This is a genomic window from Bordetella sp., assembly GCF_057362025.1.
On the sequence record NZ_JBMQQZ010000007.1, the window covers coordinates 20,050 to 33,908 of the forward strand.

Below are 13,859 nucleotides of genomic sequence, written 5' to 3' on the forward strand. Positions count from 1 at the left end.
CGCGCGCCGCTTCAGCCCGCGCGATAGACCGTCTTGATCTGGGTGTAGAACTCCAGCCCCACCCTGCCCGACTCCCGGAAGGTGGATGTGCTGGACCGCTTCAATCCGCCGAACGGGGCGTTGATGAGGTTGCCGGTGGTGGTGCGGTTGATCTTGACGGTGCCGGCCTGGATGTCCTTGGCGAATCGATGCGCGTGTGTGGCATTGCTGGTCGCGATGGCGGCCGACAGCCCGTATTCCGTATCGTTGGCCTGGGCGATGGCGTCTTCATAGCCGTCTACTTCGATGATCGCGATCACCGGCCCGAAGATTTCCTCGCGGGCGATGCGCATCTGCTGGGTAACGTCAGTGAATACCGCGGGAGACACGTAGTAACCCTTGGCCAGCGGCCCATCCTGCAAGCGGTCGCCGCCGTACAGATGCGTGGCCTCGCTTTTGCCCACGGCAATGTAGGAAAGCACGTTGTCCAATTGCCGCGCGGTGGCCAGCGGGCCGAGGTCGCAGCCTGGCTCCAAACCGTTGCCTATCTTCATCGCCTTGACCTTTGCCAGCAGCTTCTCGGTATAGGCGGCCTTGACCTTTCGATCGACCAGCACGCGGCTGGTGCCGGTGCAGGCCTGGCCCGTCAGCGAGAATCCGCCCTTGATCGTCAGGTCGACCGCCTTGTCCAGGTCGGCATCGGCCAAAACGATAAGGGGATTCTTGCCGCCCAGTTCCATCTGGGTGCGCGTGGTGATGCCGACCGACCTGTGGATGTGCTCCCCGGCGGCGGTAGACCCCGTGAAAGAGATCGCCTTGACCTGCGGCGCCTGGGTGATGGCGGCCCCTACCGCCGACGCGGATCCGGTCACGAAGTTCAGCACGCCGTCGGGAATACCGGCCTCCACGAAGGCCTCCGTCAGGCGGTAGCCGCTGAGTGGCGCGTCCGACGACGGTTTGAAGACCACGGTGTTGCCCATGATCAGGGCGGGAGCGATCTTGCGCGCCGGAATGGAAACGGGAAAGTTCCACGGTGAAATCACCGTCACTACGCCGAGCGGCTCAAGCTGGCTGTAGACGACCATGTCCGGATCGTCATTGGGGAAAGTTTCCCCGGTGAAGGATTGCCCTTCGGCAGCGTAGAAGCGCAGGGTCTGGGCCGAACGCAGGATTTCGTCGCGGCTCAGGCCGATCGCCTTGCCTTCCTCGCGCGTCAGCTCTTCGGCGAACTGCGCCACATGCGCTTCCAGGTAATCCGCCGCCCGGTACAGCACCTGCGCCCGCTTGGAGATCGGCGTCGCGCGCCACTGCGCGAAGGCGGACTGGGCCGCCGCTACGGCGGCCTGCGCATCGTCCGGGCCGGATGCCTGGAAGTTGCCCACAATGTCGTCGGTATTGGCCGGATTGATATTGGGTACGGTCTTGCCGCTGGCGCACGGCGACCATCTGCCGGCAATGTAGTTGGTGAACTCGCGATTTTTCAGGTCTTCCACGGACGGCGCCTTTGGATATGAGAGGGACGGCCGGCCTGGCCATGCAGGCATCGGGGCATATTGAACATTGTATACTGTAATCTGACGTTCGACGACGCGAGCGACTAGGGGAATACGCGGGGGCCCATGCAAAAGAGCCCCTCGCGGGAGGGGCTCTTCCAAAGCCTGGCAGAGCGCCTATTGCCAGATCAGGATCGCGCAGATCGTCGATATGAACAGCGCCAGCACGACGGGCAGCAACAGCGCGCGCACCATCTCCAGCACATGCACCCGGGCAAAGCCCGCCACGGCGATCAGGGACGACCACGCGATCAACGTCCCGCCGCCCGTCCATACGGCGCCCATCTGGCCGACGGCCGCCAGCGTGGCCGGGTCGATACCCACTACCGGCCCCAGGGCGCCGGACAAGGTCCCGGTCAGCGGCAGGCCGGCGAAACCCGAACCGTCGATGCCGGTCACCATGCCGACGATCAGCACGCCGAAGGCCACCAGGAAGTGATTCGAGGGGATAAATTGCTGGGCGGAGGCGATGATCTCGAACAGCAGCCCGGGGGCCTGGGCGCTGTCCACGCCCAGGATCTGGGCCGCCGTGTCGTGCGCGCCGATAAAGAAGAAGCCGGCGATCGGAAGCACCGAACCCATGGCCTTGAAGGCGAAGACGAAGCCGTCTGTGATGTGGTCAGGACATACGTCCAGCATGCGGCGCGGGCCCTCCGCCGCGAGAGTGACCAGCATCATCAGCGCCAGCGCCACGCCACCCACCAGCGCCGCGGCATCGCCGCCGCGCAGCGCGGGCAAGCCCGGCAACATCCGCGGCAGCACCATGACGGCGATCACTCCGAGGAAGGCCAGCGGCGTGATGACCGCGAACGCGCGCGACCACTTGATGCGGCGCGCTTCCTCCGGCGTGGCGGCCACGCGCGGAGGCGCGCCCGGCGGCTTCTCGTAGCTTGTGCCGCGCGCGAGCTCCGCCTTGTCGAAACTGCCCTCGGCTTCGATTGTCGCCAGCGTGCCGTCCTGGGCCCTGGCCTGCCAGGAGTCCAGCAGCGCGGGGCTGCCAGGGACGATATGGCGGCGGATCATGAAGTACGCGACCAGCAGCGCGATAGCGCCGGTAATCAGCGAGAGTACGAGCGCGCGGTCCGCCACGGTGGCCGCTCTGACCGCCGCACCGGCGGCCTTGGCGCTGATGCCGGGTGCCACACCGATCACATAATCCGAGGACAGCGCCATGCCCTGCCCCGCGATCGCAATGGCCATGGCTCCGGCCAGGGGCGGCAGGCCGGCGGCGATGGCGGCCGGCAGCAGGATGGCCGAGACCAGCGGCACGGCCGGCGTGGGCCAGAAGAAGAGCGAGATCACGTAAGTACAGGCGGCGATGATGAAGTACGAGAGGTGTCCTCCGCGCATCACCCGCCGCATGGGTTGCACCATGCGCACGTCGGCCTGGATGGATTTCAGCGCATTGAGAAGCGCCGTCATGAAGGTAATGACGAGGAAGATATTGAAAAGCTCTTTCGCCGCGACGAAGCTGGCCGAAAAAATACCGATCAGCGCGCTGATCGGATTTCCGGTGATGGCCAGGACCACCAGGAAGGTGCCGATGACCGATGGCACCACCACATTGGCGCGCAGGACCATCGTAAGAATGATTGCCGCCACGCTGGCCAAATACACCCAATGCGAGGCATTGAGGATCACGTCCGTATGCATCACCAAATCCCCTTGCTGCCGTCCCGGCAGTTCATTGTTGAGATGAACGGTATACTATATGGCATCTGTAGTGCCGCCAACGGCAATATCGAGGGCCTAGGGAATACGATAGGCCGGTCCGGGCATCTGACGCCCGCCTTAAGCGGGTGGACGTGCGCACCGGTCGAATACCGTATACCTTTGCACGACCTGCGCAGAATGCTGTCTGCCGGCCACCGCCAGGGGGAGTAATACAATGACACCGGAGATAAACGTTCACTATCACAACGCCGCCATGTCCATGTCCAACCACCCGTCACCGGCATCCCATGCACCCCCGGCGCCCACGGCGCGAACGCTGAAGATAGGCGAGCAGCACCCGCAACTGTTCGCGGTCGTACGCGACAAGTTGCGGGAACGCATACTCAGCGGCGAGTTCACGCCGGGCGATCGCCTGGTCGAAGGGCGCCTGTCCGATGAAATGGGGGTCTCGCGCATTCCGGTGCGCGAGGCGTTGCGCGCCCTGGCCGCCGAAGGCCTGGTCACCATCGAACCGCGGCGCGGCGCGTCGGTTTCGGTGCTATCCGACGATGTGGCCCATGACATGATCGAGGTACGCGCCACGCTGGAAGGCCTGAACGCCAAACTGGCGGCGCAACGCCGCGACCAGGCCACGGTAGGACGCCTGCAGGCCTTCCTGGCCGAGGGCAACACGGCCGCGCGCACCGACAGCCTGGAACGCTTCCTCGCGCTGAACTCGGAATTCCACGAAATGCTCGCGACCATCGCGGGCAATGTCGTACTGACGGACCTGATGCGTTCGCTGCGCGACCGCACCGCCTTGCTGTTCGCCCCCAGCAACATGCGCCGCGCCAGGCAGAACTGGGACGAGCACGCGCAAATCCTGAACGCGGTCATCGCCGGCAATGGCGACCTGGCCGCGCTGCTCGCCAGCCAACACGTCCACAACGCGGCCAAGGCCTACGTCGAGGCGCAACAACAGAAGTCCACGGCCGGCTAGGACCGGCATCGTCACGCCCGGGACCATCGGCCGGGGCCGGTACGGCCGACGCTGGCGATCGGGCATGCCGCCCCTATGACGCCACGGCACCTCGCTGCCGCCCGCGGCACGATCAAGGCGTGCTGTCGCTCCGGCTTGCCCACGACACCTTGATGTCGCCGTTGACGAAGGTCTGGCACGCCATCCGGTAGCCTTTCTCGAAATCCTCCGGCTTCAGGTGCCGGCGCTCCTTGGGCTTGACCGCGTCCGTGTTTTCCAGCCCTTCTTCGATCAGGCATTTGCACGTACCGCAAAGCCCGCCGCCGCACTTGAAGGGAATGCCGCCCTTTTCCTTGAGCGATACGCGCAGCAGGTTGCTATTGGGCGGGGCGGAAACCACTTTGCCGCCATTGGTAAGAAACGTGATTTCGACCATGATGAAACAGGAAATGAAGCGGCGATGAACTGCCGGAATAAGGAATGGCCACTCAACGCCTGACCAGCGTGGCGTCCAGGGTACCGAAGTCCGCCAGCTCGCGGATGGCGCGGCGGGCATCCCCCACCGTGGCGAACTGCTCCATGACGCGGGCCGGCACCATATTGACGATATGCGGCGGGGCTTCCTCGACAATGCGCACCCTGGCATCCGGCGCCACGCGGGCGACCTGGAAGACGGCCTTCGTCCTGCCATAGAACACGTAGTCGTAGGTCTCCACGACCTCCACGTCCGCGGAGGCCTCGCTGCGATACTGTCCGGGCTTGCTGGTCAGCACCACGTAGCCACTGGCGCACGCCGCCTTTTCCATCATGCCTCGTCGTCGTCCTGGGCCAGCTCGATGTCGGCGTTCAGCCAGAGCTGGCAAGCCAGCCGGTACCCCTGGTCGATGCGGTCGCCCAGCTGCTTTTTCTCTTTCCAGTTGACCGGAGGCAGGTGCTCGCCGCCCGCGAGCACCCGGCAGGCGCACTTGGCGCATTTCCCCATGCCGCACTCGTAGCGCAGATGCGGATAGGGAAAGCGCTTGATGCCAGCCCGCACAACCAGATTGGCATTGTCCTGGACGACGTCCGTGTAGGTCTGGCCGCCTTTGTGGAACACGACTGTGGGCATGGCAAACGCGGCTCAGGCGGCCATTTTCAGTTCGGGCAGCGGAATGTCCTTCTGCACGTAATCCGTATACAGCGCCGTGGTGTACAGCAAACGCATCTGCGCGCCGATCTCGCAGATTTTCAGGCAGCGCTGTTGCAGCTCCGGCGTATTGGCGTGTTCCAGCACGATCTGGTAGCCACGTTCGCCGTGGATCTCATCGGAGACGATATGCAAATCGAAGAATTCCACTTCCTCGTCCGTGAAACCGTATTTCTCGCGCAGCGTCGGCGTTTGCTTGCGGTAAATGGAAGGCACCTGGGATTCCAGGCCCACGACCAGCCCGGCGACCGCCACGATCGGATCTTCGCGCATGGCTACCGCGTAACACCAGCTTTGAAGCGCCCGGGTGGTCGGCGACATATTGTCGGGATTGGTCACCCGTTCACGCGTGGTGCCGCAAGCCTCGGCAAAGCGGATCAGCAAGTCCGTATGGCGGTCGCCCCCGATTTCCTCTTCGTACATATTGGCCAACAGAAAGTCTTTGGCCTCGGTATAGGTGTCGGGCGTGCGCGCATACAGGTATCCCAGGTAATCCGCGAACGGCCCGACATAGTGGTAGTGGTTTTCAGCCCAGCGGCACAGATGCTCGCGGCTCAGCTTTCCGGTGGCCCAGGCGATGCTGAAAGGGGAAGCGTTCGCGCTCTTGCCTTTGATGGCGTTCTCCAGCGCGGTGCGAAATTCGTCTCTATTCATGAGTTCGGCCATGGCGGGCTCCTGATTCACGTTGGGGGTATGCGCTGCCGGCTTGGATAGCGGCGCCTTTTGCACATTGTATACCGTTTGGATGGGCTGTCTTCTAGGGTTAACGCCTAGCCTCTCTAGACTGCGTCTTTCTGTGGCGTAGTGGCGGCGGGGTAGCTACCAACAATACGGATGCGCATGAAAGAGTTTGAATACTGCATACCACATTGGCCTAGATCCGTACCGCAAGGAGGGCACCGCGTTGAATCGAGCCTTGAAATCGAGCTATAATTTTTTTATCGATTAAGCAATCAGTATTTACCATGAGCACACCAACCTTTCCCCACTCCGAAGCGCCTCTCCAGGCTTATCTGGCCACTCCCGTCGGGGAGCAAATGCGCATTCACCTGGATCGCCGTGCGGCGGTTCGCCGCGCGGTTCCGCTCCTTCCGCGGCGATGGGCCGAACTGCTGGCCCTATGGCGCCGCCCGACCGGCACCAGGACACTGCCTGCCGAGCGGCCCCGGGCTCGCGGCGAGCGCCTGGCATCCCAAACGAAATAAAGAAAGACGCAACAAAAAGCGGCAGCCCCGGCAACGGCTGCCGCCCGTTCGGCGACATCCCTGGCGGCATGGCGCTTGCTCCTTGCCTGGTTCCAACAACCGGCAAGGAGATCCACATGAAGCTACGCCGTATCACCCCCGCCCTGGCCCTGGCCGCAATGCTCGCCGCGGGCGGCGCGTATGCGCAATCGTCGGCGCCCACTACGCCGTCCACCACGCCCAACGATTCCACGGCCACGCCGCCCAACAACCCCAAGGTCCCTCCCGGCACCGCATCGCCGCCGGTGAACTCGACCGCCACGCCGCAATCCAATACGGGCAAGGGCACGACGACCCAAAAGAAGGAAATGCGGCGCGACCGTACCCATACCCCCACCAAGAGCAACGGCATGCACAAGGGGTCCGGCAAGATGGGAACCGATAGCTCGACTTCGGGGTCCCCCCAGCCGTCCAAGTCGGTCCCGGCCACCGGCGCCGGCAAGTAATCCAGTCCTTCCGGCCGGCGCTGCCGGCCGGCGTTTCATCTTTCTGCGACCGCCCGGAGCGCGCCGTCCGGCGACCCCGCCATCGACGGTGCCTGCTTCGCGCATGGAGAAACGATCATGGGGACGTTCGCCCACAAAACCCGCGCGCGGGTCGAAGACGACGTGGTCGTCTTTTGCCTTTCTCTTAATGGAGAGGAACGCCAGTTCGAGATTTCCGGAGACGCCCTGCGCGAGAATTTCGGCGCGGAGGATAATTCCGGCAGCGCGCTACTGCGCGCATTCGAACGCGGCTGCGACAAAATCCAGGCCGTGGCCGAAGCCGCCTTCAACACGCCGACCGACGGCGTGACTACTCTGGGCACGGGTGACTTCGACGCCTGACGCCGTACGTCACCCCCCGCGGTGCCCGCTGTCCGACGGCGGCGGCACCCGCGGCGGCCGGGGCCGGCAACGCAATCCGCTTTCAACGTCATGGACTGCCCACCGTAAGCGCATAAACCGGCGGACCAGCATGCATTAATGCGCTTCGATTATGAACAATATGCAGCCGCGCACAGGCCGCGTTCGCAAAAAATTATTTCAGCTTTGACAGAGAGCCGGCCCAATCGACAGGGACATTGTGCAAAAATCGCGCTGTCACATCGCATTCCCGCCCCACCCTTGGAGCCAGAGGCAATCCCACGTGTTTGCGCATTCTTCCCGCCGGCTGACCGGCGCACTGTCCGCACTTTGCGTGTCAATGGCCGCCTTTATCGGCATGGGCATCAGCCAGTCCGCCCAGGCTTTCTCGTTTTTCGATGTCATGAAGCAGGCCCGCGACCTGGCGGACCAAAGCTACAAGGCGCCGGAACCCAATCTTCCGGATTCCCTGCAGGAATTGAAATTCGCGGGCTACCAGCAGGTGCGGTTCAAGAATGACCATCTGCACTGGGGTAACGCGGGCACGAAGTTCACCCTGAGCTTCTATCATGAAGGCATGCATTTCAATACACCGGTCCGCATCAATGAAATCGATGCCGCCGGCGTGCATGAAATCAAATTCAATCCGGACGATTTCGATTACGGCAATTTGAAGCTCGACGCGGCGGCCCTGAAGAATCTGGGTTTCGCCGGTTTCCGGGTGCTGTATCCGGTCAATAGCAAGGACAAAAAAGACGACGAACTGGCTTCCTTTTTGGGCGCCAGTTATTTTCGGGTGATCGGCAAGGGCCAGGTGTATGGACTGTCGGCGCGCGGCCTGGCGATCGACACCGCCCTGCCGTCCGGCGAGGAATTCCCCCGTTTCCGTGAATACTGGATCGCGCGGCCGGCGCCCGAGGACACCACGCTGACGATCTATGCCTTGCTGGATTCGCCGCGCGCCGCCGGCGCCTACCGCTTTGTGTTGAAACCCGGCGACGACGGTACCGTCGTCGATGTGAAGGCCCGCATTTTCCTGCGCGACCATGTCGGCCGCCTGGGCATCGCCCCGTTGACCAGCATGTTCCTTTATGGCTCCAACCAGCCATCGCCGGTGGTGAACTACCGGCCGGAAATGCACGATTCGGACGGTCTGGCCATACATACCGGCAATGACGAATGGCTGTGGCGGCCATTGGTCAATCCCCGCCGCCTGGCAGTCAGTGCGTTCAGCGCGGAGAACCCGCGGGGTTTCGGCCTGCTGCAGCGCGGCCGCGAGTTCAGCCGTTACGAAGACCTGGACGATCGCTACGAAAAGCGGCCCAGCCTGTGGATCGAACCACAGGGCGATTGGGGCAAGGGCAGCGTCCAGCTCGTGGAAATCCCCACAAAAGATGAAACCAACGACAACATCGTAGCGTTCTGGGTGCCGGAGAAACAGCCCGCCAAGGGCGAACCGCTGGATGCCGATTACCGCATGACATGGACCTTGAACGAAAGCAGGGCCCACAACACCCCGCTGGCGTGGGTCATGCAAACGCGCCGTTCGCGCGAGGAAGTGAAAGGCCCGGATCTTATCCGCCGCGCCGACGGCAGCATCGCGTACATCATCGATTTCGTCGGCCCGTCCCTGAAGTCGCTGCCGGCGGATGCCACCATCACCGCGGATACCTGGGTCGACGGCAACGGCCAGATCATCGAAAACAGCGTGCGCCCCAATCCGGTCACCGGCGGGCGGCGCCTGACGCTGCGCGTGAACGTGAAAGATCCCACCAAACCGGTGGAAATGCGGGCTTTCCTGACCAATGGGCAAGCGCCTTTGTCGGAAACCTGGACTTATCGCATCCCGAATGAACCTGAAGCCAAATAACAGCCTGCCCGGCAACGACGCGGTGGAAGATTATCTCGACCGCCTGGCGCTGCCTCCCGAAGCGCGAGGGGCGGCCGCCGCTCGCGCGGCGGAAGCGGCGGGCGAAGGCCGGTCCGCCCTGGACGCCGTGCACCGCTCGCTGGCGGACAGGGACGCGCCCGGCGGCGACCCGGTATTGGCCTCCGGCCTGCAGCGCCTGCGCGCCGCCGAAGGCGGGGATCCGGACATCGACGGCATGGCCCGGCAAACGCCGGACTCGGGCGTTTGCCTGCCATCGGCCCCGCCGTTGCGACGCACGCCGATGTCCCCGGAACCCTGGGTGCCCAATCCCCTGGTCCGTTTCTGGCGCCGCCTGCGCGGCCAGGGACCGCACCTGTCGGACGACTACATGGCCACCGCGCCGCGCATGGACCCGCGCTGGCGCCAGGCCGGCAGCCGGCGCCGCATGTGCCTGCTGCTCCTGGTGATCCTGCAGACGGTCGTCGCGACGTACTACATGAAAGGCGTGCTGCCCTACCAGGGCAAGCAGGTACTGGAAGTCGGCATCCTGTTTCTCTTTGCGCTGCTGTTCGGCTGGGTATCGGCCGGCTTCTGGACGGCGATGATGGGATTCCTGCAACTGCTGATCGGCCGCGACCGCTACAGTATTTCGGCGCGCGGCATGGAGGACGCTCCCATCGAGCAGTCGGCCCGCACGGCGATCGTGATGCCGATCTGCAATGAAGACGTATCGCGGGTCTTCGCCGGCCTGCGCGCCACCTACGAATCGCTTGCCCAGACCGATGTGCTGGATCGCTTCGACATTTTCGTCCTGAGCGACAGCTACAAGGCCGACATCTGCGTGGCGGAGCAGCGCGCATGGATGGATCTGTGCAAGGCGGTCAAGGGATTCGGCCGGATCTTCTATCGCCGCCGGCGCCGCCGCGTCAAGCGCAAGAGCGGCAATATCGACGACTTCTGCCGCCGCTGGGGCGGCAACTACCGCTACATGATCGTGCTGGACGCGGACAGCGTCATGAGCGGCGAGTGCCTGAAGCGGCTGGTGCAACTGATGGAAGCCAGTCCCGATGCGGGCATTATCCAGAGCGCGCCGCAGGCCAGCGGCATGGACAGCCTGTACGCACGCATCCAGCAATTCGCGACACGGGTATACGGGCCTTTGTTCACAGCCGGCATGCACTATTGGCAGTTGGGCGAATCGCATTACTGGGGCCACAACGCCATCATCCGGCTGGCGCCCTTTATGCGCCACTGCGTATTGGCGCCCCTGCCGGGCAAGGGGGCCTTCGCGGGCGCCATCCTGTCGCACGACTTCGTCGAAGCGGCACTGATGCGCCGCGCCGGCTGGGGGGTATGGATCGCCTACGACCTGCCCGGCAGCTATGAAGAACTGCCCCCCAATCTGCTGGAGGAATTGCAGCGCGACCAGCGGTGGTGCCATGGCAACCTGATGAACTTCCGGCTGTTTTTTATCCAGGGATTCCATCCGGTGCATCGCGCGGTGTTCCTGACGGGCGTGATGTCGTATCTGTCCGCACCCTTGTGGTTCCTGTTCCTGCTGCTGTCCACCGCCCTGCTGGCGGTGCATACGCTGACCGAACCGCAGTACTTCGTCGAGCCCCGCCAGCTATTTCCGATCTGGCCGCAGTGGCATCCGGACAAGGCGATCGCGTTGTTTTCGACGACAGCCGTGCTGCTGTTCCTGCCCAAGGTGCTGGGCGTGCTTCTGGTATGGGCGCGCGGCGCGCGGCTGTTCGGCGGCCGCCAGAAAGCCCTGTCGAGCATGCTGATGGAAGTGCTGTTCTCCATGCTGCTGGCGCCGGTGCGCATGCTGTTCCACACGCGTTTCGTGGTGGCGGCTTTCCTGGGCCTGTCGGCGAAGTGGATTTCCCCTGCCCGCGACAACGACCAGACGACATGGGGCGACGCATTCAAGCGGCACGGTTCGCAGACCCTGCTGGGCCTGTGCTGGGCCGCACTGGTGGCGTGGCTGAACCCGGTCTTCCTGCTATGGATGGCGCCTATCCTGGCCGCGCTGCTGCTGATCATCCCGCTCTCGGTCTACTCCAGCCGGGTGGACCTGGGCCGGCGCGCCTATCTGTCGCGGCTGTTCCGCATACCGGAGGAAACCCAGCCGCCGACGGAACTGCAGGCGACCCGGCGCTATACCGCGCAGAACCGCAACGTGGCGCATATCCCGGACTTCGAAGACGCGGTGGTGGACCCGGGCGTCAATGCCCTGGCCTGCGCCATGGCCAGCGGGCGCCACAAGCCCAACCCGCTGAACGAAGCGCAGCGCCGGGAACAGGTGGACCGCGTCATGGAATACGGCGTGGACGCGCTTTCGGAACCGCAGAAAATCAAGCTGTTGGACGACCCCGTGGTGCTGAGCCGGGTGCACGGCGCGATGTGGCGCAGCCGCGAGGACCACGCCTTGCAACTGCGCCAGCGCACGGCCCCGCGCGAAGAACCGCCGGAACCGCTCGTGACAACGGAAACGGCGGCCGTGCTTTGAGCAGTCGGCGCTGTGAACTACCGGTGCATCGAGCGCTCGCAGGATGCACCGGGAACAACCGCTTCGAATCGCTTACAAGGTCCGTATCGGCGCGCCCGCTGCCCAGGCCTGGATGGCCTCCAGCACGTTCTCGTAGAACGTGCGGAAATTGTCGGCACTGACGTAGCCCAGATGCGGGGTCAGTACCACATTGTCCAGCTTGCGGACCGGATCGTCCGCGGGCAGCGGCTCGATGGGATAGACATCCAGGCCCGCCCCACCGATACGCCGGTTACGCAACGCATCCATGAGCGCGTCGTGGTCCACCAGCCCCGCCCGTGAGGTATTCACCAGGAAGGCCGTCGATTTCATGGCCGCGATACTGGCAGCGTCCACGACCTGCCGTGTCGACGCGGACAGGATCAGGTGGATGCTGACGACGTCGGAAGTCGCGAACAGTTCGTGCTTGTCGACGTACCGGGCGCCGCCCTGTTCAGCCCGCTCCGGCGTCAGGTTGGGGCTCCATGCGACGATATCCATGTCGAAGGCCCGCCCCACCCTGGCCAGCCCGCTACCCAGCTTGCCCAGGCCGACCACCCCCAGGCGCTTGCCCTTCAGCGGAACCGGCATGCCGGTCTGCCACAGGCCCTTGCGCATATTGGCGTCTTCCGTGCACACATTCTTGAACAGCGCCAGGATCAATGCCCAGCTCAGTTCGGCGGTGGCATTCAGGCCGTTGTCCGAACCCGGCGCGCCGCACACCACGATGCCGCGCGCCTTGCACGCGGCCAGATCCACCGAATTGTTGCGCAGCCCGGTGGTCACCAGCAGGCGCAGGTTCGGGAGGGCGTTCACGAGCGCGGCCGGGAACGGCGTGCGCTCGCGCATGATGACGATGACATCGAAAGGCTGCAGCATGGATACGCGCTGGGGGCCTTCGGGCAGATACTCACGAAACACCTGTACGCTGGCCTGCGGCCCCAGCGAGGCCCAGTCGGCGTAATCCTTGGCCACGCCATGGTAGTCGTCAAGAATGGCGATCTTCAATGCCTTCTCCTGGTGGGATGGTAGGGTTGCGAGGCAGCGTGCCCGTTCAGCCGCCCTTCTGCGTAGGTTTATTCAGGTGCTCCAGCAGCGCCTCGCGCGGCAAGGCGCCGCTGACGCGGCTGCCATCGCGGAAGAACAGCGTCGGCGTTCCGCGCACCATCAAGCGCTGGCCCAGGGCCAGGACCTGTTCTATCGGCGCACTGCAATTGCCGCTGGCCGGCGCGGGCATCTTGCCACGCACCATCCAGTCGTCCCATGCCTGGCCGGGATGCGACGCGCACCAGATATCGCGCGCCTTGACGCGCGAATCGGGCGCCAGGATGGGGTAGATGAAGGTATAGACGGTCAGGTTGGGGACGTCTTCGAGCGTCTGGCGCAGCTGCTTGCAGTAGCCGCAGTTGGGATCCTCGAAGACCGCCAGCACGCGCGAACCGTCGCCCGTGACCCGCTTGACGGCCAGGTTCAGCGGCAATTGGTCGAACGACACCGCGCCGATCTGCTCCTGCCGTTCGCGCGTGACGTCCTGGCGGGTCGCCGCGTCGATCAGGGGACCTTCCATGACCCAGCCCACGTTCGAATCGGTGTAGATCAGATCCATCCCGACCTGCACTTCGAACAAACCGTAGGGCGTGCGGCGCACGGCGGTCACGGCCAAGTCCGGAAAGCGCTGGTGGAACAGCGCCGCGACCTGCTCGGTGTCGCCCGCATCGCCCTGCCCGGCAGCCGTGCTTATCACTTTCTCGCCGGGATTGGGGCCGGCGGTGCTCGTCACCTTGGCCGAGGGGCCGGCGCCGGAAGTGCTGGTTACCGTTTCGCCGGGGACGGGCTGGCCCGCCGACTGGGTGGAAATGACTTTGTCCGCGGCATGGGCGGATACCGCTACCGCGGCGGCGACACCGACGGCCGAAAGCCAGGCGCGGAAATTCATTTGAGACTCCTTGATGCTCGATACAGTCCAGCCCCTGGACGGCGGCCGGACGCTGGCTTGGACCCCGGCATGGCCGGCGGG

The 13,859-nt window shown here is 64.3% G+C and carries 13 protein-coding genes; 5 read left to right on the forward strand and 8 right to left on the reverse strand.

Features of this window, described 5'->3' with window-relative positions; genetic code table 11:
* Positions 1–11: 11 nt before the first annotated feature.
* Together ACO1P8_RS02805 and ACO1P8_RS02810 are read right to left on the reverse strand one after the other, a co-directional pair.
* Positions 12–1,472 (reverse strand): aldehyde dehydrogenase family protein, encoded by a 1,461-nt coding sequence (locus tag ACO1P8_RS02805; RefSeq protein ID WP_486294412.1) that lies wholly within the window; start codon positions 1,470–1,472, stop codon positions 12–14.
* A 177-nt stretch (positions 1,473–1,649) separates the two neighbouring features.
* On the reverse strand, positions 1,650–3,185 hold the full coding sequence (locus tag ACO1P8_RS02810) for a hypothetical protein (RefSeq protein ID WP_486294413.1): 1,536 nt from the start codon (positions 3,183–3,185) through the stop codon (positions 1,650–1,652).
* Between the two features lie 280 nt (positions 3,186–3,465).
* Between ACO1P8_RS02810 and ACO1P8_RS02815 the strand changes: the two genes are divergently transcribed.
* Positions 3,466–4,185 (forward strand): GntR family transcriptional regulator, encoded by a 720-nt coding sequence (locus ACO1P8_RS02815; RefSeq protein ID WP_486294470.1) that lies wholly within the window; start codon positions 3,466–3,468, stop codon positions 4,183–4,185.
* A 112-nt stretch (positions 4,186–4,297) separates the two neighbouring features.
* Here ACO1P8_RS02815 and ACO1P8_RS02820 read toward each other — a convergent pair whose 3' ends face one another.
* The 4 genes from ACO1P8_RS02820 to ACO1P8_RS02835 are packed head-to-tail and all read right to left on the reverse strand — an operon-like array spanning position 4,298 to position 6,016.
* On the reverse strand, positions 4,298–4,600 hold the full coding sequence (locus ACO1P8_RS02820) for a 2Fe-2S iron-sulfur cluster-binding protein (protein ID WP_094844091.1): 303 nt from the start codon (positions 4,598–4,600) through the stop codon (positions 4,298–4,300).
* A 52-nt stretch (positions 4,601–4,652) separates the two neighbouring features.
* Positions 4,653–4,973, reverse strand: a complete 321-nt coding sequence (locus ACO1P8_RS02825; RefSeq protein WP_486294414.1) for a ferredoxin — start codon at positions 4,971–4,973, stop codon at positions 4,653–4,655.
* Positions 4,970–5,272, reverse strand: a complete 303-nt coding sequence (locus ACO1P8_RS02830; protein ID WP_486294415.1) for a 2Fe-2S iron-sulfur cluster-binding protein — start codon at positions 5,270–5,272, stop codon at positions 4,970–4,972. Before ACO1P8_RS02830 ends, ACO1P8_RS02825 begins: the two co-directional genes overlap by 4 nt.
* A 12-nt stretch (positions 5,273–5,284) precedes the next feature.
* On the reverse strand, positions 5,285–6,016 hold the full coding sequence (locus ACO1P8_RS02835) for an iron-containing redox enzyme family protein (RefSeq protein ID WP_094844094.1): 732 nt from the start codon (positions 6,014–6,016) through the stop codon (positions 5,285–5,287).
* Positions 6,017–6,671: 655 nt separating this feature from the next.
* Here ACO1P8_RS02835 and ACO1P8_RS02840 point away from each other — a divergent pair.
* The 4 genes from ACO1P8_RS02840 (at position 6,672) to mdoH (ending at position 11,824) form a co-directional block, all read left to right on the forward strand.
* Positions 6,672–7,040 (forward strand): hypothetical protein, encoded by a 369-nt coding sequence (locus tag ACO1P8_RS02840; RefSeq protein WP_486294416.1) that lies wholly within the window; start codon positions 6,672–6,674, stop codon positions 7,038–7,040.
* Positions 7,041–7,157: 117 nt separating this feature from the next.
* Entirely contained in the window at positions 7,158–7,421 is a 264-nt protein-coding gene (locus ACO1P8_RS02845) for a DUF1488 family protein (protein WP_486294417.1), read from the forward strand.
* Positions 7,422–7,779: 358 nt separating this feature from the next.
* Positions 7,780–9,309, forward strand: coding sequence for a glucan biosynthesis protein G (locus ACO1P8_RS02850; protein ID WP_486294418.1), 1,530 nt, complete (start codon positions 7,780–7,782; stop codon positions 9,307–9,309).
* A complete protein-coding gene (mdoH, locus tag ACO1P8_RS02855; RefSeq protein WP_486294419.1) occupies positions 9,290–11,824 on the forward strand; it encodes a glucans biosynthesis glucosyltransferase MdoH in 2,535 nt (844 codons plus the stop codon). The genes ACO1P8_RS02850 and mdoH overlap by 20 nt, the downstream gene beginning before the upstream one ends.
* Positions 11,825–11,896: 72 nt before the next feature.
* On the opposite strand, the gene ACO1P8_RS02860 is transcribed toward mdoH, so the two are convergent.
* Both ACO1P8_RS02860 and ACO1P8_RS02865 read right to left on the reverse strand, forming a co-directional pair.
* The gene (locus ACO1P8_RS02860) at positions 11,897–12,850 is read right to left on the reverse strand and encodes a D-2-hydroxyacid dehydrogenase family protein (RefSeq protein WP_486294420.1); all 954 of its coding nucleotides are present in this window, start codon (positions 12,848–12,850) and stop codon (positions 11,897–11,899) included.
* Positions 12,851–12,896: 46 nt separating this feature from the next.
* Positions 12,897–13,778, reverse strand: a complete 882-nt coding sequence (locus ACO1P8_RS02865) for a DsbC family protein (RefSeq protein ID WP_486294421.1) — start codon at positions 13,776–13,778, stop codon at positions 12,897–12,899.
* Positions 13,779–13,859: the final 81 nt, after the last annotated feature.